Origin of the sequence: Actinomadura luteofluorescens (assembly GCF_013409365.1) — a bacterium.
Classification (GTDB): Bacteria; Actinomycetota; Actinomycetes; order Streptosporangiales; family Streptosporangiaceae; genus Spirillospora; species Spirillospora luteofluorescens.
Genome location: NZ_JACCBA010000001.1, coordinates 734,290 through 758,306, shown reverse-complemented (window position 1 = coordinate 758,306; position 24,017 = coordinate 734,290). Strand labels below are relative to the sequence as shown.

Here is a 24,017-nt window from a genome sequence, read left to right as displayed (position 1 = left end):
CGGCGACAGGTGGGGGAGGCGGCACGATGGGCCGCCGCCCCCGCGTGCGTCAGCGGCAGAAGGGCTTCTTGCCCATGGCGGACTCGATCCCGTTGAGCAGCAGGCTCTGGAACTCCTTCGCCCCCGCGAAGGAGCCGCCGTCATCGGTGAACGCCTTGGCGTCGTGGCCGAGGGTGGTGAGCCAGGCGCGCCCGCCGTCGTAGTACTGGCACCAGGCCACCGGGTGGAGCGAGCCGTGGCCCGGGTGGTTCATGTTGCCCGCGATCCCCTGCGTCAGGGTCCCCTCGTCCACGGTCGCCAGGAACCGCACGCGGCTCGGGAAGGGGACGAGGTTGTACCACTCGTCGGTGAAGGCCCAGCGGCTCGGCAGCCCCGAGGTGGAGACGTCCTCGCGGTCGACGGTCTGGACCGTTCCGGGCTGCTCTCGCGGGTGGTCGTAGAAGTTGGCGCCGCCGAGGAGGCCCTCGTACCACGGCCAGTTGTACTCGGTCCCGAACGCGTTGTGGACGCCGACGAATCCGCCGCCGCCCCGGATGTACTGGCGCAAGGACGTCTGGGCCGCGTCGTCGAGGGTGTCGCGGGTGGTGCTGAGGAACACGACCGCGTTGTAGCCGAAGAGCCTGGCCGGGGAGGCCAGCTGTGCCACGTCCTCGGTCCAGTCGACGGAGAACCCGTTCTTCCGGCCCATCTCCACCAGGGCCTTCTGGGCCGCGTTCGCGTCGCCGAGCGCGGGGTTCATGCCCGGCGGGAGAGCGGGCCCGAGGTTGGCGTGCCGGGGCCCGGCGGTCCGGCTGTAGACGAGGATCCGGTAGCCCTTCGACGCGTCGAAGTTGCCCCAGTCGTGGTAGCAGCGCGGGTCGGTGCCGCGGCACACGCCGTAGTCGGGGTCGCCGAGCTCCTGGGCGCCGCGGTCCTTGGGCTTGGCGAGCGGGCCGCCCGCGGTGGCGGGCACCCCGGTGAGCAGCGACGTGGTGACGAGCACCGCGGCCGTGCCGAGCGCGGCGGCGGTCGCGGTGGCGAGGCGGGACGAGGGTCTCCTCATGGAACGGGTTCCTTCCTGGCGAGCGGCCTCCATGGTCCGTCTAGTGGTCTAGTTGGACCGTCAAGAGGTTCAAGGAACATCTCATGTGAAGCTCGGCGGCGGCAATACCCGACCACGCACTGCGACTACTGCGGCTCCTCTCTGCGACGAAACAATGGTTTGGTGCGAGAAGTTCCTTCGGTGCCTCTTGTCAGGGGCCGGAAACCGACTTACCGTGGCGTCCGTTCACTGGACCTTCAAGTCCGCCTAGCGGACCATGAGAGGAAGCGGGCATGGAACGACGGAACTTCCTGACCGGTGCGGCCGCGGCCGTCGGCGGCACCATGGCCTTCGCGCCGCTCCGTGCTCCGGAGGCGCAGGCCCAGACGGCCGGCTCCCGGCTCGCGCTGCCGGTGCCCCGCCAGCCGGCCGCGTTCGGTCCCACCGGACGCGACTTCCCGAAGGTCTGCGGGAACCTCGCCAACCAGAACCACTCCACGCTGCGCGGGATCGACCGCGGCAACGTCAGGCGCCTCGGCGGCGCCTGGCACGTCAACCTCGAAGGGGGCAGCACCTCCGGCCGCTCGCAGCAGAGCACGATCGTCGCCCAGGACGGCGTCCTGTACGTGCAGACCGCCCAGCAGAACGTGTTCGCCGTCGACGGCCGGACCGGCGAGGTCAAGTGGCGGACCGGCGTCGGCGCCCGGCAGACCAACATGCGCGGGGTGGGGCTGGGGGAGGGGCTGGTCTTCACCACCTCCGGCGAGAACGTCGTCTACGCCCTGGACCAGAGGACCGGCGCCGTCGTCTGGCAGCGCGAGCTGCTCATCGCCGGGGAGGGCGACCCGTCCTGCGACCCCCAGGAAGGCCAGTGCGGAGGCAACCGTGGCGGGCTCGCCGGGGCCATCGTCTACTGGGACGGCCTCATCTACGTCGGGACCGAGGGGAGCACGGCCGGGGCCCGCGGCCGCGGCTACGCGCTGAACGCCCGGACCGGCGAGGTCGCCTGGACGTTCTGGGGCACGCCCGGCCCCGGCGAGTACGGCAACGACACCTGGGAGGGCGAAACCTGGAAGACCGGCGGGGCCGTCTGCTGGATCCACCCGGCGGTCGACCCGGAACTGGGCCTGGTCTACTGGACGTTCGGCAACCCCTACCCCCGGACGAACGGCTCCACCCGGGGCGGTGCGAACCTGTTCTCCAACTGCCTGGTCGCCATCGACGCCAAGACCGGGAAGCGCCGCTGGCACTTCCAGTCCGTCCACCACGACATCTGGGACTACGACAACGTCATGGCCCCGGTGCTGATCGACCTGCAGATCGGCCACCGCAAGCGCAAGGTGGTGGTCTACGGCAGCAAGGTCGGGATGTACTACATCCTGGACCGTGCGACCGGCAGGCCCGTGCACGGCATCACCGAGCGGCCCGTCCCGCAGGAGCCGCGCCAGAAGACCTGGCCCACCCAGCCCTTCCCCGGCGGCGAGCCGTTCGTCCACCAGGCCCCGAGCTTCCACGACACCACCAGGCCGGTGCCGTACTACCCGACCGGTGAGATCTTCACGCCGTTCTGGGACGACGCGACCATCCTGTTCCCCGGCGCGGGCGGCGGCGCGGACTGGTCGTACCTGTCGTTCAGCCCGCACACCGGGTTCGTCTACGTCGGCTACGGGCTGATCAACTCGTCCTACTCCAACACCAACGGCGGGCGCGTCAACACCGCACGCCCCCTCGGGGAGTACTTCTCGGGCGGACTCGCCGCAGTGGACCCGCGCACGAACAAGCCCGTGTGGCGCAAGGAGGGCGAATGGTCCCTCGCCCACGGCAACGGCATCCTCACGACCGCCGGGCGCGTGATGTTCCAGGGCCGGCCGGACGGGGTGCTCGTCGCCATGGACGACGCCGACGGCCGCGACCTGTGGACGTGGCAGTGCGGCGCGGGCGTCCACACCAGCCCGATCAGCTACGAGATCGACGGCGAGCAGTACGTCGCGGTCTTCGCCGGCGGCAGCGGGCTGCCCTACCCCGACATCCCCAAGGGCGACCACCTCTGGGCGTTCAAGCTCGGCGGCAAGGTCGGCCCCGCGCCCGCGCCCACGCCGCCCTCCAAGCGGAACCAGATCCGCGCGGCGGCGGTCGCGGGCAGCGCCGTGAACGACACCGTCACGCTCGGCCGGATCTGGGACCCCGCGGCCGGCGCGCCCGGCGGCGAGGAGAACACCGTCGCCCAGAACGCGATGTCACCGCAGCACCTGACGGTCCCGGTCGGGACCGAGGTCACGTTCGTCAACCCCGCCGGCAACGAGCACTCCCACGGCGCCGCGTCGTTCTTCGAGCACGTCTTCAACAGCGGGCGGCTCAAGCCCGGTGAGTCCTACAAGCACAGGTTCACCGGGCGCGGCGAGTACTTCTACAACGACCCCGTCTTCCCCCAGAGCACCGGGAAGATCGTCGTCCAGTGAGCCGCCCGGGGCGGTGCCCCGGGCCTACCGGATCCATCAACGGAAGGGAAGCAGCGATGACCGCGCACACCACCGACACCGAGGCCGCGACCACCGAGAACGGGGAGGCCCGACCGGCGACCCCGGCCGGTGAGCAGGGCTCCGCCTGGTCGGCGCCCGGCTACCAGATCGTCGAGACCTCCATGGAGGTCACCGCCTACTTCGGCGCCGAGCTCTGACCTCGTGACGATGCGGGTGCGGATACTCGGCACCGCCGCGGGCGGCGGCGTCCCCCAGTGGAACTGCGCGTGCCACGGGTGCGCCGCCGCCCGCGCGCACCCGCGATGGCGCCGCCGGCACGCCTCGGTCGCGATCGAGGCGGGCGAGGGCCGATGGCACGTGGTGAACGCCACACCCGACATCGCCGAGCAGATCGAATCGACTGCGGAGCTGCGGCCGCGGTCCCGGGACCGGAGCCCCGTCGCGGGGGTCATCCTCACCGACGCCGAACTCGACCACACGCTCGGCCTCCCGCGGCTCCGGGAGGCGCAGCAACTGCGGATCGCCGCCACCGGCACCGTCCGCGCCGCGCTGGAGCGCGGGTTGCGCCTCGACCGCGTCCTCGCTCCCTACGCCGACCTCGCCTGGACGGACCTGCCAGAGGACGGGCCCGTCCCGCTGGACGGCTCCGGCCACCTGGAGATCAGCGCCGTGCGGGTGTCGGGCAAGCGACCCCGCTACGCGGCCGCCCTCGACATCTCCGACGGTCCCTGGTCGGTGGCACTTCACGTCACCGACCGGGGCAGCGGCAGGAGCCTCGTGTACGCCCCGGCGGTCGCGGACTGGTCACCCGGCCTCGCCGCCGCGCTCGCCGCCGCGGACTGCGTCATCGTCGACGGGACCTTCTGGGACGATGAGGAACCACGCCGGTCCGGCTTCACCCGCAAGACCGCCACCGAGATGGGCCACCTGCCGATCACCGGTCCCGGCGGGACGGCGGAGCGGCTCGCGGCGCTGCCCGCGGCCCGGCGCCTGTACACCCACCTGAACAACACCAACCCCCTCGTCGACCCTGGCCACGAGGGGCATCGCACCCTCGCGGCGATGGGCGTCGAGGTGGCACCGGAAGGCCTGGTGATCGAACTGTGAGCACGGCCCCGTCCCGTCCCGCGCCCGGCGGCTCCCGTACCCGCCCCTGGACGCCGGACGAGCTGGAGCGGCGCCTCCGCGAGACCGCCGCCGAGCGCTACCACCACCGGCACCCCTTCAACCTGCGCATGCACGAGGGCCTGCTGTCGCGGGCGGAACTGCGCTGCTGGATCCTCAACCGCTTCCACTACCAGCGCAACATCCCGATCAAGGACGCGATCATCCTGGCCAAGCTGGACGGCCGGGAGCTGCGGCGGAGCTGGATCCGGCGCATCCACGACCACGACGGCCGGGACGGCGACGGAGGAGCTCCGGGCGACGCCGGTGGAATCGAGCGGTGGCTGCGGCTCGGCGAGGCCGCCGGGCTGGACCGCGTCCTGCTGCTGTCGGGCGAGGGCGTCCTTCCGGCCGTGCGGTTCGCCGTGGACGGATACCTCAACTTCTGCCGCCTCGGCTCGCCCCTCGAAGCCGTCGCGTCGTCGCTGACGGAGCTGTTCGCGCCGGACCTCATGGTCACGCGCATCGGGGCCTGGGAGCGCCACTACCCGTGGATCGAGCCCGAAGGGCTGCGCTACTTCCAGGTCCGGGTCCAGCAGGGCCGCCGCGACGCCGACGAGGCGCTTGCCCTCGTGCACCGGTGGACCGAGACCCGCGCCGACCAGGAGAAGGTCTTGGCGGCGTTCGCCCTCAAGTGCGACGTCCTCTGGACGCTGCTGGACGCGGTCGAGCACGCGTCCCCCGAACGCACCGGGACGGCTGATGACCGCTGACGCCGCCCCGGTGGCCCCGGCCGTCGCCGCACCGGCCGAACCCTGGCGGCCGGCTCTGGCCCGGTCCGTCCTCCTGCGGTACGACCGCGTCCGCGATGCCGAGCTGCTGCTCATGCCCGAACGCGCCGTCCTGCTCAGCCGGGAGGGCGGCCGCATCCTGCGGCTCTGCGACGGGCGGCGCACCCTGACCGGCATCATCGCCGAACTCGCCCGCACCTACCCCGACGCCCCGCTCGACAAGGACGTCCCCGACTTCCTCACGAGAATCCGCACGGAGGGATGGCTGCGTTGACGCAACCCGCCGCACCCTGGGCACTGCTCGCCGAAGTGACCCACGCGTGCCCGCTGCACTGCCCCTACTGCTCCAACCCCCTGGAGCTGGTCCGGCGCAGCACCGAACTGGCGGCGGACGAGTGGGCGCGCGTCTTCGCCGAGGCCGCCGGACTCGGCATCGTCCAGGCGCACATCTCGGGCGGCGAACCGCTGCTCCGCGAGGACCTGGAGGAGATCGCGGCCGCGGCCGGACGGGCGGGCGTCTACACCCAGCTCGTCACCAGCGGCCTCGGACTGACCCGCGAACGGCTGGACGCCCTTGCCGACGCCGGCGTCAACAGCGTGCAGCTGTCGGTGCAGGACGCCGACCCGGCGAACTCCGACCTCATCGCCGGGCGCGCCTCGTTCACGGCGAAGGCGCATGCCGCCGAGCTGGTCCGCGCGTCCGGACTGCCGTTCGGGCTGAACATCGTCCTCCACCGGCACAACCTCGACCATCTGCCACAGATTCTCGAGCTGGGCGCGCGCTGGGGCGCCGACCGCATCGAGCTGGCCAACGCCCAGTTCTACGGCTGGGCCCTGCGCAACAGAACCGCCCTGCTGCCGTCCCGGGAGCAACTGGAGCGCGCCAAGGCGACGGTCGCCGAACACCGGGCGACCGGAGGCGGGCCCGAGCTCGTGTGGGTGATGCCCGACTACCACGAAGGCGTCCCCAAACCGTGCATGGGTGGATGGGGGGCGCGGTCCATCACGGTCGCGCCAGACGGGACCGCGCTGCCCTGCCCGGCCGCCTACGCGATGACGGACCTGCGCCCACCGAACGTTCGCGGCGACTCACTGGCCTGGATCTGGACCGAGTCGGAAGCGTTCAACGCCTACCGGGGCACCGGCTGGATGACCGGCCCGTGCGGGGACTGCCCGCGCCGCGAGACCGATTTCGGCGGATGCCGCTGCCAGGCCTTCGCGCTCACCGGGGATGCCGCGCGCACCGACCCCGCCTGCTTCCTTTCCCCCGACCACCACCTCGTGCGCGAGCCCGCCATGGCCGCCGCCCAGGACACCGGCGCGCGGCCGGGCTTCGTCTACCGCAGACCCGGAGCCGGCCGGCGCGTCCCGGCACCACAGGAGAAGTGATGCGGCTCCACCGCTTCGAAGGCCGGGACGCGGTCGACCTCTTCCGCGACCTCGCCACGGTCTGCATCGCCGGGCTCGGCTGGCGCGGGTACCGCGTGGCACTGGAGTTCCCGTGCGGGAACGCCGCCGGCGAGACCGGGCCGGCGACATGAGATACCCGGCGCTGGCCAGGCCGCTGACGCTCGGTCCGGTCGTCCTGCGCAACCGCGTCGTCAGCGCCCCGATGGAACGCAACTACTGCACTCCCGACGGTGAGATGACGCGCGCCTACATCGACTACCTGGCGGCACGCGCGGAAGGCGGAGCGGCGCTGGTGTTCAGCGAGGCCTCCTACGTCCGCGCCGACGGCAGGGGGCGCGCACGTCAAGCGGGCGTCGCCGAGGACCGCCACATCCCGGGACTCGCCGCCATGGCCGCGGCCGTCCACGAGCACGGCGCGAAAGCGGGCGTGGAACTCAACCACGGCGGTCGCACGGTGCGGAGCCGGGTCAGCGGACTGCCGCCGGTCGCACCGTCCGCGGTGCCCTGCCCGCCCGCCGGCGGGGACATGCCCGCCGTACTCGGCGGAGAGGAGGTCCACGACCTCGTCGAGTGCTACGGAAAGGCCGCGCGACGCTGCCGGGAGGCCGGCGTGGACGTCCTGTCGGTGCACGCCGCCCACGGATACCTGGTGCACCAGTTCCTCTCGCCGCTGACCAACCTCCGGACGGACGAGTTCGCCGACCCCATGCGGTTCCTCGACCTGGTCCTCGCGGCCGTTCGGAACGCCGCGCCGGAGCTGTGCGTCGGCATCCGGATCTCCGCCTTCGAGGGCGTGCCGGGCGGGCTCGACGCCGCCCGGACCCTGGAACTGGTCCGGGCGGCCCGCCTCGAGCTGATCGACTTCATCGACGTGTCCGCCGGCAACTACGAGGCGGCGCAGTGGATGGTGCAGCCGGGGGAGTGGCCCCCCGGGATCCTGGCCGAGCACGCGGAGCCCTATCGGACGCTCGGCCTGCCGGTCGGCGTGGCGGGACGGATCAGCGATCCGCAGGTCGCCGAGGAGGTCGTCGCCCGCGGCCGCGCCGACTTCGTGAGCGTGGCCCGGGCCCTGCACGCCGACCCCCGATGGCCGCGCCGTGTCCTCGCAGGCGAGCCGTTCCGGCCGTGCATCGCCTGCAACGTGTGCATCGACAGCCTGCACGGCGGCGCGCCCGTGCCGTGCTCGGTCAACCCCGACGTCGGCGCGCCGGAGCCGCGGCGGAGCGGGACTGCCCGGCCGTCCTCGCGGCACGGGCCGTCCGGCGGCGGCGTGGTCGTCGTCGGTGGGGGACCGGCGGGCCTGGAGACCGCCCGCCTGGCGGCCGGACGCGGGCTGAAGGTCCGTCTTCTCGAACGGGAGGACAGTCTGGGCGGCAGGTTCCGGTTGGCCGCGGCCCTCCACTGCAATCCCGGCCACCACCGCGTCCTCGACTGGTACGCCGGCGAACTCGACCGGCTGGGCGTGGAGGTCCGCACCGGCGTCGCGGCGGACGCGGCGGTCCTCGCCTCGCTGCGGCCGGACGCGGTCGTCCTCGCCACCGGACGCGCGCCCCGCCTCCCCGAGGTCGAGGGCGCCGGGCCCCCGCACGTCGCCGAGATCGCGGAGTGGCTCAGGGAGGGCGGCGAACCGCCGGAGCAGTGCACGATCTGGGGCGCCGACCAGGCCGCGATGGCCGTCGCCGACCACATCGCCGTCCATGGCGGCCGCGTCCAGATCATCGCCGCGCGGGAGACACTGGCGCCCGAGGTCGGCCCCCGGGCGAGGATGCTGCCCGTCGCCCGCCTGGCGGAGAACCCGGCGGTGCGCATCCTGCTGGGACGCCGCGTCGTGCGCGTCGGAACCGATCACCTGGTCGTGCGAGGCCCTGCCGGCCGGGAGGAGATCGCCGCTCCCGGCCCGGTTCTGGTCTCGCAGGAGCCGGCTCCCGGCCCGGAACGGCCGAGGTGGCTCCCGGCGAACACCGGGACACCCTTCCGCCTGGTCGGTGAGGCGGCAGGCGTGCCGAACTCCCTGGGGGCGGTTCTTCGCGACGCGGTGTCGGTCGCCGGCGCCTTCCCTGCCGAGATCGGCTGACCGCCGGACGCGCGTCCGCCTACCCCAGGCCCTCCCGGGGTCCTCCGCGTCCGGCGCCGGTCAGATAGGCGACGACCATGTCGCCGATCATCTCGCGGTGCCGGTCCCGGTGCTCCGGCGCCGTCATGTCGCGGCCGAACAGCACCCCGAACGTGTGCTGGTTGGCGATCCGGAAGAAGCAGAACGAGCTGATCATCATGTGCACGTCGACGGCGTCGGCGTCGGCGACGAAGTCGCCGCTCGCGCGGCCGGCGGCGAGGATCTGCGAGATCAGGTCGGCGACCGGGCCGCTGAGATCGGCGAGGATCCGCGACTCGCGCAGATGCTCGGCCTGGTGGATGTTCTCGATGCTGACGAGCTTGATGAAGTCGGGATGCGCCTCGTGGTGGTCGAAGGTGAGTTCGGCCAGCGTGCGGATCGCCTCCACCGGTGCCAGATGCCGCACGTCGATGGCGGACTCCAGCTTCCTGACCTCGGCGTACGCCTTCTCCAGCACGGCGAGGTACAGCTTCTCCTTGCCCCCGAAGTAGTAGTAGATCATCCGCTTGGTGGTGCGCATGAGCGCCGCCATGTCGTCCACCCGGGCACCGGCGTAACCGTGCCGCGCGAATTCCCGCTGAGCGACGTCCAGGATCTCCGCCCGGGTGCGGTCGGCGTCGCGCTGACGCTCTCCCGAGGCGGGTGTGACGGACCGCGTCGACATGTGACTCCGCAATGGTGATGGCTGACGGACCAGATCCTAGTGTGGGGCGCGGCGGGTTCGCCGGGCGTGCTGGGCGGCCAGCCGGACCGGCGCGTTGGCCGCGCCGTACCCCCGGTAGCCGCCCGTCCGCTGGACGATCTCGAAGAACACCCGGCCGATGGTCGCGGTGTAGAAGTGCAGGAACTCCCCGCGGTCGTCCCGGTCGTAGAGCAGCCCGAGTTCCCGGAGCAGGAGGTGCCGCTCCGCGCCCAGGTCGTACCGGGCTTCGAGGTCGTCGTAATAGTTGTCCGGAACGACGAGCGTCGCGGCCCCTGCCGCACGCATCCGCCGCGCGGTCGCCACGATGTCCGCGCTCGCCAGCGCCACGTGCTGCCACGCCAGGTCGTCCCTGCCGTCGTGCGCCCCGACATAGGCCACGTTGAGCGCCACCCGAACCCCGCCGTCCTCGGTGGACACCGCGCGGCTGCGCATCAGCCCGTAGGGGTCGGGCAGCTCCAGGCTGTCATGCGGCCGGAGCCCGAGCACGCTCCGGTAGAACAGCGACGCCTCGTCGAAGTGGTGCCAGGGCTGGGTGAGCGCCACATGGTCTATATGTGTGATCTCGCCCGTCGCCGCACCGGCGGGACTGCGGTCCTGCGCGAAGTCGTCGGTCCAGCTCGAATGGTCCGGCCGGGCCGTACGGCAGAAGAACACCTCGGTCCCGTCCGGAGCGGCGACGGCGTCCAGGGGCGCGTCCTGAGGACCGCGCAGCCGGGGCAGGACGGGCGCCAGGAGCGCCTCGGCGCGCTTGACCGACGCGGCCGGGTCGGGCGTCTCCAGCCCGATGGCGCCGAGCGCCGGCCCGTCCTGGCCTTCGGCGCTCCCGCTGTTGACCAGGATGCGCGCCGCCCCCTGCTCCCACAGCTCCACCGGCTTGCCGGTGTGCCGTCCGCCGCGGACGAATCCCAGCGCGCCCAGTACCTCGCCGACCGGCCCGGCCGACGGCGCGGCCAGCTCGGCGAAGGCGAACCCGGTCGGGACGACCGGAGGGGGAAGCGCCCCGCTGGCGGACGCGGAGCCACCCGCCCGCTGTGCGACCCCCTCCTCCAGGGCTATGAGGGAGCGCATGGCGTCCTGGGCGGTGCGCATCGCCGCGGCCTGCCGGAAGATGTCGTTGAAGACCTCCAAGGACAGCGGGCCGTCGTACCCGGTCCGCAGGACGTGGTCGACGAGACCCGTCACGTCGAGGTCCCCCTGTCCGGGGAAGCAGCGGTAGTGCCTGCTCCAGTAGAGGACGTCCATCGGCAAGGCCGGCGCGTCCGCGAGCTGGAGGAAGAAGATCTTGTTTCCGGGGATCGTGCGGATCGCGTACGGGTCGACGTCGCGGGCCAGGATGTGGAAGCTGTCCAGGCACATCCCCAGGTTGGGGTGGTCGGCGGTGCGAACGATCTGCCAGGCGTGGAAGTAGTCGTCGACGTGCCGCCCCCAGGCGAGCGCCTCGTAGGCGATCTCGATACCGTGCTCCGCGGCGCGCTCCGCGAGCAGCCCCAGCTGCTCGGCGGCGAGCATGTCGTCGTCGATCGCCGCGGCGGAGACGTTCGAGCAGACGAGCAGCCGCGTGGCACCGAGCCGCTCCATCACGGCGAACTTGTGCTCCGCGCGCCGCAACCCGGCGGCGAGCAGGTCCGGCGGCACCGCCTCGAAGTCGCGGAACGGCTGGTAGAGGTCGATGGTCAGGCCGAGGTCCGCCGCCCGGCGGCGCACGTCCTCGGGACTCATGTCGCTGCCGAGAAGATCGTTCTCGAAGATCTCGACCCCGTCGAATCCCGCGGCCCCGACGGCCGTCAGCTTGTCCGCCAGCGACCCGCTGAGCGACACGGTCGCGATCGACCTGCGCATACCGCGCCCCCTCTAATGGACGAACTAGTACGTTAGCCTAACATCCGCTCCTGGCCCCCGGCACTGGACCGTTCGAGGTTCCGTGCCGCGGAACGGCTGCCGGTAGTTCTCCGGCGTTCGCCTCTACCTCGGTAGAAGTCTCCGTGGCACAGGTCAGCCGACCGCTGTCACAGGGATCTGGTCGTCGGTGTCTGGTGCTCGAAAGCCACTTCCGAAGGAACGGAACGTCATCATGAACAAGGTCTGGTTCGTCACCGGTTCGTCCCGTGGTCTGGGCCGTAACTTCGTCGAGGCCGCACTGTCCCGCGGTGACGGGGTCGCTGCGACCGCCCGGAACACCGAAAGCCTTGATGAACTGGTCGCCGCCTATGGCGAAGCGGTGCTGCCGGTCGCGCTCGACGTGACCGACAGGGCCGCTGTCTTCGCGGGGGTGAAGCGGGCCGTGGAGCACTTCGGCCGTCTCGACGTCATCGTCAACAACGCCGGGTACGCCCAGGTCGGCGCGGTCGAGGAGTTGACCGAGCAGGACCTGCGCGACCAGATGGAGACCAACCTGTTCGGTGCGGTGTGGGTCGTCCAGGCCGCGTTGCCCTACCTGCGCGAACAGGGCTCGGGGCACATCATTCAGTTGTCCTCGGCCGCCGGACTCATCGCGATGCCGCTCGGCGGCGCCTACCACGCCTCGAAGTGGGCGGTGGAGGGCCTGAACGAAGCCCTCGCCGGCGAGGTCGCCGGCTTCGGGATCAAGGTGACCGTGATCGAGCCCGGCGGGTTCGCCACCAGGTCCGGGAAGAACCCCGACCCTCTCGCCAACGGTCACATGGCCGAGCCCGACCCGGCCTACGACGGTCTCCGCCGGCACCTCGCCCAGGTCGCGGGCAAGCAGCCCGCCGGAGACCCGGCCGCCGCGGCCCGGACCCTCCTCAAGATCGTCGACTCCGACGCCCCGCCCCAGCGGGTGCTGTTCGGCCAGGGCTTCTACCCGATGATCCAGCAGGCCTACGCCGACCGGCTCAAGACCTGGGCCGACGGATTGGACCTCTCGGCCGAAGCTCACGGCAACCTCGATCAACCGACCCACTGACCCTCACCCTGAGCCCTCGAGACCCGAGCCGCCTCGGCGCACCGGAGGACGTGGCCCGGGGCGGCGGCCTTCCTGGCCTCGGATGGGGTGGCTTGGATCGCCGGACAGGTCCTCACAATTGACGGCGGAAAGGAGCGGAAGTGTTCCTAGAACCAGGCCCGCGTCTGGAGCGATGATGGTCTTGTGCGTTTAGAGGATGATCTGCTCTGGGAGGCCGCTGACCGGAACGGCTGGGGCCTGCGATGGCTCCGCCATGTCGCGGCGGCCGCCGCCCTCGCCGGCTTCGGCGGCCTGCTCTGGCTGGGCGACGAGTGGTTCGTCTCCGTCGCGGCGTTTTGCGGAGCATCGGTCTACGCGGCCTGGGCCACGGCCTACTGGCTGCGGGATCGGCGGCGTTTTGTCCGGGTGACCGTCGTCGACGACGGCCTGCGCCGTATCCGCGTTCACCGCGTCAGCGGGCGGACCACCGACCACGACCCCCGCATGGTGAGCACGGTGCACATCACCCACCGGGGCCACGACTACGATCCCGACCACCCGTCGCTACTCGGCCCGGGAGCGGGAACCGCGACACTGCGGCTGCGGATGGAGGGCCGGCAGCTCACCAGCCGTTGGGCCGGGCTCAACTCCGCAGAGCTCGATCGGGTGGAGCAGTCCTGGCGCGCCGTCTGCCCGAAGGCCGCCATGGACGGCAGACGCCTCCCGGGGAGGTTCGCGGGCTACTCCTACTGAACCTTTGGTGCTCAGATCGGTCTCGGCCGGGATGCCTGGGCACTCTTCCTCAGGAACGCGTCGATCGCCACGAACAGCCGGTGCGGCGGCTGGGAGAACAGCATCGCAACCGGCCGTCGCGCCGTGACAACCCCGTATCCGGCCCCGGTCGCGCCGGGAGTTGCGGGACGATGTCGAAGGCCGAGTTCTCGGATTATCTGCCCAAGGATTCTTGGTACTTGTTCAAATCCATAGGGCCCGTGCAGGCAGTGGCTCAGCACATCGAACAAGCACAACGGATCGGCGATGTGACGATGGTGGAGTCTGCATGCGTCAGCCATGACTTGGGCGTCAACGTGCTGAATGGAATTCCGTACGAGCCACCCCGCAGCTGGCGCACACGACGGCGCGTGCCGGCACCCGCACTCTCGCTGGGCACCTTGACCGCCCGAGGGACCAGCGGGAGCAGCGACCGGACCATCGCTACGTGGATACCCGGGCTCCAATCTCCGTTCACCGGGATCCGGTGCCGCCCGTAACTCTCGTGGGGCCGGGCCGAATGCTGCTCACCAGGGAAGTTGTCTCGTCTACAGTCTTTCAGTTTCTGGTTTGTGAAAATTCATGCTGCTTTGAAAATATTGACACGTTCAAGTCCGACAGGGTGCACTTCGGGCAGCTCATCCCGTATGAGCGACACGTCCCCAATCCCCCCGGCGACAAGGGTGTCGCGGAGCGCTCCCACATGAGGCTTCGGACGCCCTGTGCCGCAGGGCCCGTGGAAGGAGCACCCTGTGAGACACCAGACCGCGATCGGGGCGGCCGCGCTGGCGGCCGGCCTCGCCGTGGCGATGTCCGTCCCCGCCACAGGAGCGACCGCCCGCACGATCCCGGCCAAGCCGGACCCCCGCACGCTCGCGGCGGTCTCAGCCGACACCTTCGTGGCCGCCAAGCCGGCGGAGTTCATGAAGGCCCCGAAAGACAAGATCTTCCGTACGAACGTCACCTCGGGCCTGCGCGGCCTGCAGTACGTGGAGTACCAGCGCACCTACGACGGCCTGCCGGTCCTGGGCGGCGACATCGTCGTCACCACGAACGCCGACGGCGGTGTGCTGAGCACCTCGGCCAACCAGACCTCGACGCTCGACGTCGGCACCAAGCCAACGATCCAGGCGGCGAGGGCCGCCGCGGTGTCGCGTGGCAAGGTCGCGAAGGTCGACACGGTCTCCACCCCCCGCCTCACCGTGTTGGCGGAGGGCAAGGGACGCCTGGTCTACGAAACGGTCGTCACCGGTCACCAGAAGAAGGGCGAGACGAAGCTGCACGTGTTCGTCGACGCCAAGACCGGCAAGGTCGTCCGGACGTTCGACGACGTCCGCGACGCCGCCGATGACCGAAGCTTCTACCACGGCACGGTGGACCTGAGCACCGCGGCGACGTCGATGACCGACCCCGCGCGTCCCGGCCACCAGTGCGGCGGCCAGGGCGGCTCGGCCTACACGGGCAGCGACAGCGCCTGGGGCAACGGCAGCGGGACGAACCTGGAGACCGGCTGCGTGGACGTGCTGTACGCGGTCCAGAAGGAATGGGACATGCTCAAGGCATGGCTCGGCCGCAACGGGACGAACGGCAACGGCCGGGGCTTCCCCTCGCGCGTGGGGCTGAACGACGTCAACGCCTACTGGAACGGCAGCTACACCAACTTCGGCCACAACCAGTCGAACACCAAGCTGGCCACGTCCGTCGACGTCGTCGGCCACGAGAACGGCCACGCGATCTTCCAGACCACGCCCGGCGGCTCCAGCGGCGGCAGCGGCAACGAGAAGGGCGGGATGAACGAGTCGGCCGGCGACATCTTCGGCGCGCTGACCGAGCACTACATGAACGAGCCCTCCACCCTCGACCCGCCGGACTACCTGGTCGGCGAGGAGGTCGACCTGGTCGGCCAGGGCCCGATCCGCAACATGTACAACCCGTCGGCGCTGGGCGACCCGAACTGCTACTCGTCCTCGATCCCGAGCACCGAGGTGCACGCGGCGGCCGGCCCGCAGAACCACTGGTTCTACCTGCTCGCGGAGGGCTCGAACCCGTCCAACGGCAACCCGACCAGCCCGACCTGCAACAACTCCAGGGTCACGGGCATCGGCATCCAGAAGGCCGGCCAGATCTTCATGGGCGGCCTGAACCGCAAGGTGACGAGCTGGAGCCACGCCCGCGCACGCGTCGCGACCCTCCAGGCGGCCAAGCAGCTGTTCCCCAGCTCGGCCACCGAATGCAACGCGGTGAAGGCCGCGTGGAGCGCGATCAACGTCCCCGCGCAGAGCGGCGAGCCGACCTGCTGATCCGTCCGGCAGAGCAACACGGGACGTCGCCGACGACCTCCCGGCACGCCCGGTGCGGGACTGGCCCGCACCGGGCGTGCTCGTCGTTCACGGGAGTTTTCTCGTCGTCATTTTGTGTGCTTTCAGGCAGAGGTTCGAAGAGGGGCTCGCTAACCGTCTATCGCGCGCTCCGAGCGGTCCGCTGAGAAGAACAAAGCACGCGGACGGCATGGCCTGCCCTCTGCAAGGCGAAGGCGAGCCCCGGCGGGAGCGCAGGGTGTCAGGGTGGTGGACCCGAGGGGGCGCTTCTTGTATGCCTGGCGAAGACATCGGTTGTTCCGCCCCCCGCAATCCGCCGCTACTTCGCCGCACCTGGCCACCGAGCCAGCACGGAAGCACGGACCTGAACTGGCCGTCCAGCCGTTGTCTTGGATGTCACGAAGCTCGCGAGCGTGTCTTTCCGCTCGCTCAACGGTCATGCCGCGCGTATGCGTACGCGGGTGAAGGTCGCATGTGACTCAATGGCTCGCGGTGACGAGCGGGCGGGTGGTGGGCGTGTTTGTCTTGCATTTGGTGCCGTTAGCCGGGTGGGTGCCGTGGATGAGGGCGGCGTCAACCGCGCTATTGATACACGGGTTGGTGCCGTAGGAGCCGTGTCCGATTCCTTCCCGCGTGAGCAGGACCGCGGAGTCCAGGGTCCGGATCATGTTCTCGGCCCAGTGGTGGGGGGTGACGGGGTCCAGTCGGCTTGCGACCACCAGTGCCGGCGGCGCACCAGCGCCTGTGAGCGGCTTGGTCACGCGGTCCTTGTTCGGCGCGGGCCACCGGGCGCAGTTCAGGGCAGAGTAAGCGGCCCGGGTCCCGATCCGCCTGGCCTCAGTAACGACCTTGGCGGCTGCGGCCTTGTGCACCGCGATGCCGGCCGGGGTCCGCCAATCGGCGCAGCGTACCGCGGTGTGGCCTTCGAACATCGCGGTAGGGACAGGGAAGGGGGAGACCGTGACGCTGCTCCACAGGGTGTGCAGGGGTGCGCCGTTCCCGTCTTGTGCGGCCAGCAGCGCCGAGGTCAGCAGCGGCCAGGTGTTCTGGTCCCCTGCCAGGGCTCGGGTGGCCTCGAGTGCCATGGCGCCGTCGAGTTCGCCTCCCGGGGTGGCGCCCTTGGCGGGTGCGATCTTCAGCGGCTTCTCTTCCAGTGTGTCGATCAGTGTGTCGAACGCCGACTGCGGGTCTCCCGCTCCGAACGGGCACACCGCGGTCCCTTCGGTGCGGCAGGTCTCGAACCAGGCGTTGAGCGTCCGTTCGCTTGCCAGGGCGACGTCGTGGAGGAAGGGGAGGGAGTTGCCGAACCACAGGTTGGTGTCGACGGGCGCGTCGAGCACCATCTGGCGGACGCGGTGAGGGAACAGGGTGGCGTACATCGGGCCGACCACGGTGCCGTAGGACAGGCCGTAGTACGTGATCTTGTCCTCGCCGAGCGCGGAGCGGACCTGGTCGATGTCGCGGGCCACGTTGTCGCTGGACAGGCCGGCCAGGAAGTCTTTGCTCTGATGTTCGACGCAGCCGCCGGTGAAGGCGGCGGCATCGGCCAGCAGCCGCGGCAGGGGTTTGCCCCCGGGGACGGCCGGGTCGAAGGCGGTGCCGGCGGCGTCGGCTCGCTGCTCGTCGGTCAGGCAGCGAACGGCCTGCGATCCGCCGACGCCGCGCGGGTCCATCGCGATGATGTCGAATCTGGCGAGCACCGCGGGGGAGAAGGCGCCAGGAGTGCCTGCTGTTCTGGGCAGATTACGCAGTGTTTCAGTGGCGGGAACCCCGGGCCCGCCCGGGTTGAAGATCAGGGTGCCGATGCGGTGGTCGGGGTCGGTGGCCCGGTGTCGCATGACCGCGAGCGGAATCTGCGCGCCACCAGGCTCGGTGTATTCCTGCGGCACTTTGAGCGTGGCGCATTCGAGGCTCTTCCCGCACGAGCTCCAAGTGAGCGGGTCCGGGGACGGGACGGAGGCCGACGCGCCCACTGCGGACGAGGCTCGCATCCCCGAGGCAGCAGAGGAACACCCAGTGAGAACCATGAGAGCTGCGGCGAACACCGCTCCGTACCGGGCGGCGGGCCTTGGCCTCAACTGGATCATGATGCCCTTCCTTTCGCCGTACTCATGTCGTTTTCATGCAGCCGGTCCATGCCGATCGCGTAAGAAGCCAGCCGGAGAGGGCCGATGTGGTCGTGCCTCCCTCACTTCGAAGGAGTCAGTGGCCGGCCGTGTCGAGCAGAGAGGAGTACCGCAGGCGGAGCGCGCAGAACAGGGAGCGCAGGGGGAGCTGCCACCAGCGGAAACGCTGCAGTTCCCTGCCGTCTCCCGGCTTGAGGCGCTTCGCCGCTGCCCACTGCTTCCACGCCATGCTCCGCCCCTCCTTCGCACCTCAGCCGCGACACCACTGGTCAGCGCGCCGGGCACACGCTAGCACACTGTGCTAGTACGGCGTGCTAGTAGGGTAGGGGGCTGAAGGACGCGAAGGAGAGCGGAGCATGGAAACACGCGAGAAGATCCTCCAGGCCGCCGCAGAGATGATCGCCGAGGACATGGCCGCGAAGCTGAGCGTCCGAGCGGTCGCCGCGCGTGCGGGTGTGAGCACCGGCTCGCTGAGGTTCCACTTCCCCACCCAGCGCGCCCTGCAGGACAGCCTGCTCGCGAGGATCTACGAAGACCTGCTGCCCGGCGACCCGATCCGGGACCGGACACTGCCGCCCCGCGAACGGCTGCTGAACTGCCTGCGGCAGGTTCTCGCGCCGCTCGGCACCAACGAAAAGGCGCGGACCGCATGGGGCACGATCTATCGGACCTTCATCGAACCCGAACCGACCGAACCGGTACGCGCCGCATACCTCGGCCATGAGCGGGAGGCGGAGCGCCGGGTCGGACACTGGCTGGCCACGCTCGCCGAGGAAGGCGCACTGCCCCCGGGAGACCACACCCGCAACGTCAGGTTCCTTCTCGCCGTCCTCAACGGACTCTCGGTCGAACGCGCCCTGCCCACCAGCGAATCCGTCCTCAGCGCCGAGACCGATACCCTCAACGCCGCCGTCGACCACGTCTTCTCTACCGGCCCCGCACCACCCGCCGGGCGGACTCGGCCGTGAACCGACTGCGTCGCCTGCTCGACTGGGCCGACGAGATCTCCGGCGGCCGATCCTGGCGCTCGGACGAGGACCGCCTCGGTGCGGCGCATGTCCGCCTGTGCAAGGACGCCGCGTGGCGCGCCGGCGGCACTCAGGCGGCCCCGGCCTCCCGCCCGTACAGGTGTCAGGTGGCCGGGGTGAGCGTTGAGGCGAGTCTGGCCGCTTCCGTTCCCGCCTTGCGGCCGAACACGGTGCCCGCCGACAGGCCGCTGCCGCCGGGATAGTTGTGGTAGAAGAGGCCGCCGACCATCTCTCCCGCGGCGAACAGGCCGGGAATCGCCTCGCTCTCGTGGTCGAGCACTCGTCCGGAGTCGTCGATCTTCACTCCGCCGAAGGTGAAGGTGATGCCGCAGGTCACGCCGAAAGCCAGGTAGGGAGGCTCGTTGAGAGGGAGGGCCCAGTTGCTCTTGGGGGGATGGAGCCCGTCCGTGCCCAGGCCGTCCTTGACGGAGGGGTCGAAGTGCCCAGGCCGGGTGGCGGCGTTGTAGCCCTCGACGGTGGCGGTGAGGCCGGCGACGTCGATGCCGGCGAGTTCGGCGAGTTCGGCGATCGAGTTCGCCTCGTACCGGGTGACGCCGGGGACCTGGTACTCGGCCTCACGCAGGAGCGGTGCCGTCTTGGCGTCGAAGAGCTGGAAGGCGCGGGCGCCGGGCTGGAGGAGGATCTGCGCACCGTACTTGGCGTAGGTGTAGTTGCGCAGTTCGGCGCCTTCGTCGAGGAAGCGCCTTCCTTCGGTGTTGACCACGATGCTCAGCGGATACGACTGCTTGGTGTGCCGGTTGGTCAGCTCGAAGTCGCCGGTCTCCGGGGCGTTGGCGTCCCAGGCCACCGCGTGGCAGCCGCTCCAGTGGCCGGCCGGCTGCGCGCCCGCGTCCAGCGCGGCCAGCAGGGCGGCACCGGTGTTGTGCGGCGTACCGCGCACCTTGGCCAGATCCCAGGTCGGGCCGAGGTACTGGGCCCGCAGCAAGCGGTTGGCCTGGAATCCTCCGGCGGCCAGCACGACGGCCTCGGCGTAGAACTCCTGCTCACCTGCCCCGACACCGACCACCCGGCCGTCGGCATCCCGCAGCAGCCGGTCAACGGCGGTGGAGCAGCGGATGTCGACGCCCTCACGTGCGGCTATGAGCCGGTGCTGGGCCACCATGCCCTTCCCTCCGTCGACGACGGCCAACGGAAGCCCTCCCCAGAACCGGTGGCGTCCGTTGACTTCGTACGCCTGCCGCTCGTACTGGAGGCGGAATCGGATCCCGAGATCGCGCATCCATGTCAGGGCGTTCGCGATGTCGTGCACCATCGTGCGGGTCAGTGAGGGATCGCACCGCCCGAGCGTGACACGTTCCATGTCGCCGATGAAGTCGGCGGCGGTGTACGGCGCGATGTCGGTGCGCGCGTGGCGTTCGTCGTCCACCACCAGTTCTGCCAGTTCGCCGAGGTCTCGGTAGGTCGTCCGGATCGCTCCTGCGGTGAAGTAGGTGTTGCCGCCGATCGCCTCGGCGGGGCCCTTCTCGAGCATCAGCACGCGTGCGCCGGCCTGGGCGGCCGCGTGCGCGGCGCAGAACCCGGCGTTGCCGGTGCCCACGACGATGACGTCTGCCTGGGTGTCCATGGAGGGAGCCTTTCGAGTCGGCCGGCTCTGCAGCCGGTCGTGGAGCGGTGACGGGCTGAGGGCGCTCGGGAGTGCTGATGGTCGGGCTGGCTTCGCAGTGTACATGTGTATACCAAGGTCCTCCAGAGCCGGAACATTGCTCCCGAACAGGCAGATCGCCACCCCAGGGTGCGGCATCGCGGTCGTCGGACGATCTGGAACCGGGCTCTGATTGCGCAGGTGAGATAGGTTTTCTCGATTCCTCGGAACACATCATTGAGGATCGTGAATTCATCTGTGTACACTCGCATGCCATGAGCGAGGATGTGGAAGACGTCACAGGCGCCGTCGTCGCCGCCCTGGTCGCCGAGGACACGGATGTGGTCTTCGCGCTGATGGGTGACGGCAACGTGGACCTGCTCGCGCGGATAGCGGCCGGAACCGGCATCAAGCTGGTGCACGCCTGCCACGAGCAGGGGGCCGTCGCCATGGCGGACGGCTACGCGCGGTTCTCTGGCAGGCCCGGGGTGGCGAGCGTGACGCACGGCCCCGGCCTCAGCAACACCGCCACCTCGCTGCTGACCGCCGCGGCGGCCCGTTCCGGTGTCGTGCTGCTGGCGCCCGATACGCCGACCGGCGATCTCGATCATCCCCAGCGTTTCGACCAGCGCGGATTCATCGGCGCGACGGGGGCGTACTTCCGGCCCCTGCACCGGCCCGGCACGGTGTACACCGACACCGCCGCCGTCTTCCGTCACGTGCGCGCCGGCCGGGGGCCGGCCGTGCTCAACGCCCCCACCGACGTCATGCACGCCCGCTTGCCGGCCGGGGCCGGCGCCTACGAGCCGACGGCCGCCCCGCCCGCGCCTCCGCCGCCCGACCCCCGCCTCGTCGCCGAGGCGGCGGCGGCCCTCGCCGCCGCCCGGCGCCCTGCGATCCTGGTCGGGCGGGGGGTGGCGCCGGACGGCGGGGCGGCCGCCGTGGGAGAGCTCGCCGACCTGCTGGCGGCGCCGATCGCCACGACCCTCAAGGCGAAAGGCCTGCTGGCCCGCCATGCGCGGCACGTCGGCGTGGCAGGCGGGCTCGGCTCCGGGCACGCCGGCAGGGTGCTCGCCGAAGCCGACTGCGTCCTCGTGCTCGGAGCGTCGGCCAACCAGTGGACCACCGACGGCGGCACCGCCTTCTCCGGCGGTCTCGTGGTGCATGCCGACCGGGACGGCGAGGCCATCGGCAGGCATACCTCAGCGGACATCGCCCTGGTGGGAGACGCGGCGGCCACCGCGAGCGCCCTCTGCGCCCTCATCGGCGGCAGCGGCCGTCCCGCACCCGCCGGATGGACCGGTCCGGACCGCCCCGACCAGCATGTTCCAGCGGCACCCGATTCCTCACCGGTCCATCCCCGGCTCGCCGTGGAGGCACTCGACGCCGTCCTGCCGGAGGACCGGCTGCTCGTCGTCGACGCCGGCCACTTCGGCTCCTACGCCCAGCAGACGCTGCGCAGCTGGGATCCCGGCCGCTATGCCTTCACCCATGAATTCGGCGCGATCGGGCAGGCTCTGGGAGTGGCGATCGGCGCCGCCTTCGCCCGTCCCGGCGAACGGGTGACGGCCGTTCTCGGCGACGGATGCCTGATGATGAGCCTGAGCGAACTGTCAACGGCCGTGCGGTACCGGCTTCCGCTGACCCTCTTCGTGATGAACGACGGCGGCTACGGGCAGGAACGCCACAGCCTGACCGCCAAGGGCCTGCCGGACACGGAGGCATGGCACGCATGGCCGGACGTCGGCCAGGTGGCCCGGGGGTTCGGCATACCCGCGCACTGCATCCGGTCCGTACGGGACCTCGACCTGCTCCAGCGGACGCTGCCCGAAGCCACCGGACCGGTGCTGTTCGACGTCCACATCGACCCGGAACCGCAGAATCCCGCCTTCGCCGATATCGCCTCCCGGCTGAGCGGAACCGCCCTCAGCCAGACCCCGTCCACGTGAACCTCACGCCGGCGCCTTCCACGCGCGCCGAAGCCCACCCCTTACGGCCGCTCACCAGCGGTCAGTTCACCGCCGGTCGGCGCACAGGCGACCCGTCGGTCCGCTAGACGCGGTACCCCGCGAGGCCGACCCGCCGGAGACCACCCCTTCCGCAACGCCATCAGGGATGACGCCGCATGGCGGCTTCCGATCCTTCGCGCCGTCCGGCGCGGAAGTTCGCCGGAGCAGCCCAACGCGCGGCCCAGCCGTGACCCCCACCCGAACAGGCGACCACGCCGTTCACACCCGCGGTGCCAGTCATCGGCGCCCACGCACCATCGCACGCTCAAGGCGCCACAACCGAAGGAGATGGAAGTTGTGCCGCACGTTCAGAAAGAAATAGACGACACCGGTACTCCAGCACCGTCCCTGGCGGAGGCTACGAAGGTAGCCAGAGCAGCATTTCTCGGCACTGCCATCGAATGGTACGACTTCTACATCTACGCCAGCACCGCAGCACTGGTGTTCGGTACCCAATTCTTTCCTGAAATGTCCGATGTCGCGGCCACCCTCGCCTCCTTCGCGACCATCGCGGTGGCCTTCGCGGCCCGTCCGATCGGGGGGCTGATCTTCGCTCACTTCGGCGACCGCATCGGCCGCAAGGCGACGCTGGTGGTGTCCCTGGTCCTGATGGGCGTCAGCACGATGCTCGTGGGCGTCCTGCCGACGTACGAGACGGCGGGCGCGATCGCCCCGGTCCTCCTGGTGCTGCTCCGCTTCGTCCAGGGCGCCGCCGTGGGCGGCGAGTGGGGCGGAGCCGTGCTGATGGCCACCGAGTTCGCCCCGCACGACCGCAGGGCCCGGCTCTCCGCGTGGCCGCAGCAGGGCGTCACCGCGGGGCTCGCCCTCTCGACGGGCGTGCTGCTGGTGATCACCCTCGTCATCCCCGACCAGACCTACCTCGACTGGGGCTGGCGGGTGCCGTTCCTGTCCAGCGCCGCGCTGATCGTGGTGGGGCTGGTGCTCCGGCTGCGGATCAGCGAGTCCCCGGTGTTCGAGGCCGGCCGCAGGAAGGCCGAGGCCGGCGCCGGTCCGGAGACCTCCAAGCTGCCGATCGTGAGCGTCGTCAAGCAGGCCCGCCGGACCACCCTGCTCGCCACCCTCGCCTACGTGTCGGTCAGCACCACGTTCTACGTCGCCTTCATCTTCCTGCTGGCCCACGCGACGGGCAAGCTGGAGATGAGCAAGGCGTCCGCTCTCACGGCGGTGCTCATCTCGGCCGGCGCCTACTCCGTCGGCCTCCGCCTGTCCGCGGGAACGGCCGACAAGCGCGGACGGCGCACGGCCCTGATGTGGGGCCTGGGCGGGGCCATCGTGACGATCTTCCCGGCACTCGCGCTCATCGAGACCGGCGAACCCGTTCTCTTCACGGTCGCCATGGTGGTGTTCGCCTTCCCGGTCGGCTTCGCCTACGCCCCGGTGGGCGTCTACTTCGCAGAGTTGTTCCCGACCGCCATCCGGTACTCGGGCGTGACGGCGGCCAACCAGGCCGGCTCGCTCCTGGGAGCGGCCGTGGCCCCCTTCATCGCCGTCGGCCTCTACGAGGGGCTCGGCATGTACGCCGTCGGAGCCTACGTGGTACTGGTCTCCGTGATCAGCGCCGGTGCCGTCCGGGCGCTCGGCGAGACCCGTCATCTCGACCTGAGGCGGTGAGCACGA

At 70.8% G+C, this 24,017-nt stretch carries 20 protein-coding genes; 14 read left to right on the top strand and 6 right to left on the bottom strand.

The genetic code is table 11. From position 1 onward, the window contains the following. Positions 1-49 precede the first annotated feature (49 nt). The gene (locus tag BJY14_RS03305; RefSeq protein ID WP_179842234.1) at positions 50-1,042 is read right to left on the bottom strand and encodes a ThuA domain-containing protein; all 993 of its coding nucleotides are present in this window, start codon (positions 1,040-1,042) and stop codon (positions 50-52) included. A 272-nt stretch (positions 1,043-1,314) separates the two neighbouring features. Between BJY14_RS03305 and BJY14_RS03300 the strand changes: the two genes are divergently transcribed. Genes BJY14_RS03300 through BJY14_RS03265 form a run of 8 tightly spaced genes read left to right on the top strand, consistent with a single transcriptional unit; the run spans position 1,315 to position 8,880 of the window. Continuing rightward, positions 1,315-3,480, top strand: a complete 2,166-nt coding sequence (locus BJY14_RS03300) for an outer membrane protein assembly factor BamB family protein (RefSeq protein ID WP_179842233.1) — start codon at positions 1,315-1,317, stop codon at positions 3,478-3,480. A 56-nt stretch (positions 3,481-3,536) separates the two neighbouring features. Then, positions 3,537-3,698 carry a pyrroloquinoline quinone precursor peptide PqqA gene (pqqA, locus tag BJY14_RS03295; RefSeq protein WP_179842232.1) on the top strand — a complete coding sequence of 54 codons (162 nt, stop codon included), beginning with the start codon at positions 3,537-3,539 and terminating at the stop codon, positions 3,696-3,698. Positions 3,699-3,708: 10 nt separating this feature from the next. Then, complete coding sequence (gene pqqB / locus BJY14_RS03290) at positions 3,709-4,608, top strand: pyrroloquinoline quinone biosynthesis protein PqqB (RefSeq protein WP_179842231.1); 900 nt, start codon at positions 3,709-3,711, stop codon at positions 4,606-4,608. Beyond that, a complete protein-coding gene (gene pqqC / locus BJY14_RS03285; RefSeq protein ID WP_179842230.1) occupies positions 4,605-5,378 on the top strand; it encodes a pyrroloquinoline-quinone synthase PqqC in 774 nt (257 codons plus the stop codon). The genes pqqB and pqqC overlap by 4 nt, the downstream gene beginning before the upstream one ends. Continuing rightward, on the top strand, positions 5,368-5,670 hold the full coding sequence (gene pqqD / locus BJY14_RS03280) for a pyrroloquinoline quinone biosynthesis peptide chaperone PqqD (protein WP_179842229.1): 303 nt from the start codon (positions 5,368-5,370) through the stop codon (positions 5,668-5,670). Before pqqC ends, pqqD begins: the two co-directional genes overlap by 11 nt. Next, positions 5,667-6,785 carry a pyrroloquinoline quinone biosynthesis protein PqqE gene (gene pqqE, locus BJY14_RS03275; protein ID WP_218905041.1) on the top strand — a complete coding sequence of 373 codons (1,119 nt, stop codon included), beginning with the start codon at positions 5,667-5,669 and terminating at the stop codon, positions 6,783-6,785. Before pqqD ends, pqqE begins: the two co-directional genes overlap by 4 nt. Further along, positions 6,785-6,937, top strand: a complete 153-nt coding sequence (locus BJY14_RS03270; RefSeq protein ID WP_179842227.1) for a hypothetical protein — start codon at positions 6,785-6,787, stop codon at positions 6,935-6,937. Before pqqE ends, BJY14_RS03270 begins: the two co-directional genes overlap by 1 nt. After that, positions 6,934-8,880, top strand: coding sequence for an oxidoreductase (locus BJY14_RS03265; protein WP_179842226.1), 1,947 nt, complete (start codon positions 6,934-6,936; stop codon positions 8,878-8,880). The genes BJY14_RS03270 and BJY14_RS03265 overlap by 4 nt, the downstream gene beginning before the upstream one ends. 19 nt (positions 8,881-8,899) lie before the next feature. Here BJY14_RS03265 and BJY14_RS03260 read toward each other — a convergent pair whose 3' ends face one another. Next, positions 8,900-9,583 (bottom strand): TetR/AcrR family transcriptional regulator, encoded by a 684-nt coding sequence (locus BJY14_RS03260; RefSeq protein WP_179842225.1) that lies wholly within the window; start codon positions 9,581-9,583, stop codon positions 8,900-8,902. A 36-nt stretch (positions 9,584-9,619) separates the two neighbouring features. Continuing rightward, complete coding sequence (locus BJY14_RS03255) at positions 9,620-11,461, bottom strand: bifunctional sugar phosphate isomerase/epimerase/4-hydroxyphenylpyruvate dioxygenase family protein (protein WP_179842224.1); 1,842 nt, start codon at positions 11,459-11,461, stop codon at positions 9,620-9,622. A 232-nt stretch (positions 11,462-11,693) separates the two neighbouring features. Between BJY14_RS03255 and BJY14_RS03250 the strand changes: the two genes are divergently transcribed. From BJY14_RS03250 to BJY14_RS03240, 3 genes are all read left to right on the top strand, one after another. Beyond that, the gene (locus BJY14_RS03250; protein WP_179842223.1) at positions 11,694-12,545 is read left to right on the top strand and encodes an SDR family NAD(P)-dependent oxidoreductase; all 852 of its coding nucleotides are present in this window, start codon (positions 11,694-11,696) and stop codon (positions 12,543-12,545) included. A 183-nt stretch (positions 12,546-12,728) separates the two neighbouring features. Then, positions 12,729-13,277 (top strand): hypothetical protein, encoded by a 549-nt coding sequence (locus BJY14_RS03245; protein WP_179842222.1) that lies wholly within the window; start codon positions 12,729-12,731, stop codon positions 13,275-13,277. Positions 13,278-14,047: 770 nt separating this feature from the next. Next, positions 14,048-15,595, top strand: coding sequence for a M4 family metallopeptidase (locus BJY14_RS03240; RefSeq protein WP_312878940.1), 1,548 nt, complete (start codon positions 14,048-14,050; stop codon positions 15,593-15,595). Between the two features lie 497 nt (positions 15,596-16,092). Here BJY14_RS03240 and BJY14_RS03235 read toward each other — a convergent pair whose 3' ends face one another. Both BJY14_RS03235 and BJY14_RS03230 read right to left on the bottom strand, forming a co-directional pair. Next, entirely contained in the window at positions 16,093-17,502 is a 1,410-nt protein-coding gene (locus tag BJY14_RS03235) for an alpha/beta hydrolase (RefSeq protein WP_218905040.1), read from the bottom strand. A 313-nt stretch (positions 17,503-17,815) separates the two neighbouring features. Then, positions 17,816-17,968 carry a hypothetical protein gene (locus tag BJY14_RS03230; protein WP_179841650.1) on the bottom strand — a complete coding sequence of 51 codons (153 nt, stop codon included), beginning with the start codon at positions 17,966-17,968 and terminating at the stop codon, positions 17,816-17,818. 127 nt (positions 17,969-18,095) lie between these two features. Between BJY14_RS03230 and BJY14_RS03225 the strand changes: the two genes are divergently transcribed. After that, positions 18,096-18,707: a TetR/AcrR family transcriptional regulator gene (locus BJY14_RS03225; RefSeq protein WP_179842220.1), complete on the top strand. Its 612-nt coding sequence runs from the start codon at positions 18,096-18,098 to the stop codon at positions 18,705-18,707. A 163-nt stretch (positions 18,708-18,870) separates the two neighbouring features. Here BJY14_RS03225 and tcuA read toward each other — a convergent pair whose 3' ends face one another. Then, entirely contained in the window at positions 18,871-20,352 is a 1,482-nt protein-coding gene (gene tcuA, locus BJY14_RS03220) for an FAD-dependent tricarballylate dehydrogenase TcuA (protein WP_179842219.1), read from the bottom strand. Between the two features lie 293 nt (positions 20,353-20,645). Here tcuA and BJY14_RS03215 point away from each other — a divergent pair, with 293 nt between their 5' ends. Both BJY14_RS03215 and BJY14_RS03210 read left to right on the top strand, forming a co-directional pair. Then, positions 20,646-22,319: a thiamine pyrophosphate-binding protein gene (locus tag BJY14_RS03215; protein ID WP_179842218.1), complete on the top strand. Its 1,674-nt coding sequence runs from the start codon at positions 20,646-20,648 to the stop codon at positions 22,317-22,319. Between the two features lie 348 nt (positions 22,320-22,667). After that, positions 22,668-24,011, top strand: a complete 1,344-nt coding sequence (locus BJY14_RS03210) for an MFS transporter (RefSeq protein WP_246395776.1) — start codon at positions 22,668-22,670, stop codon at positions 24,009-24,011. The last annotated feature ends 6 nt before the right edge of the window (positions 24,012-24,017 follow it).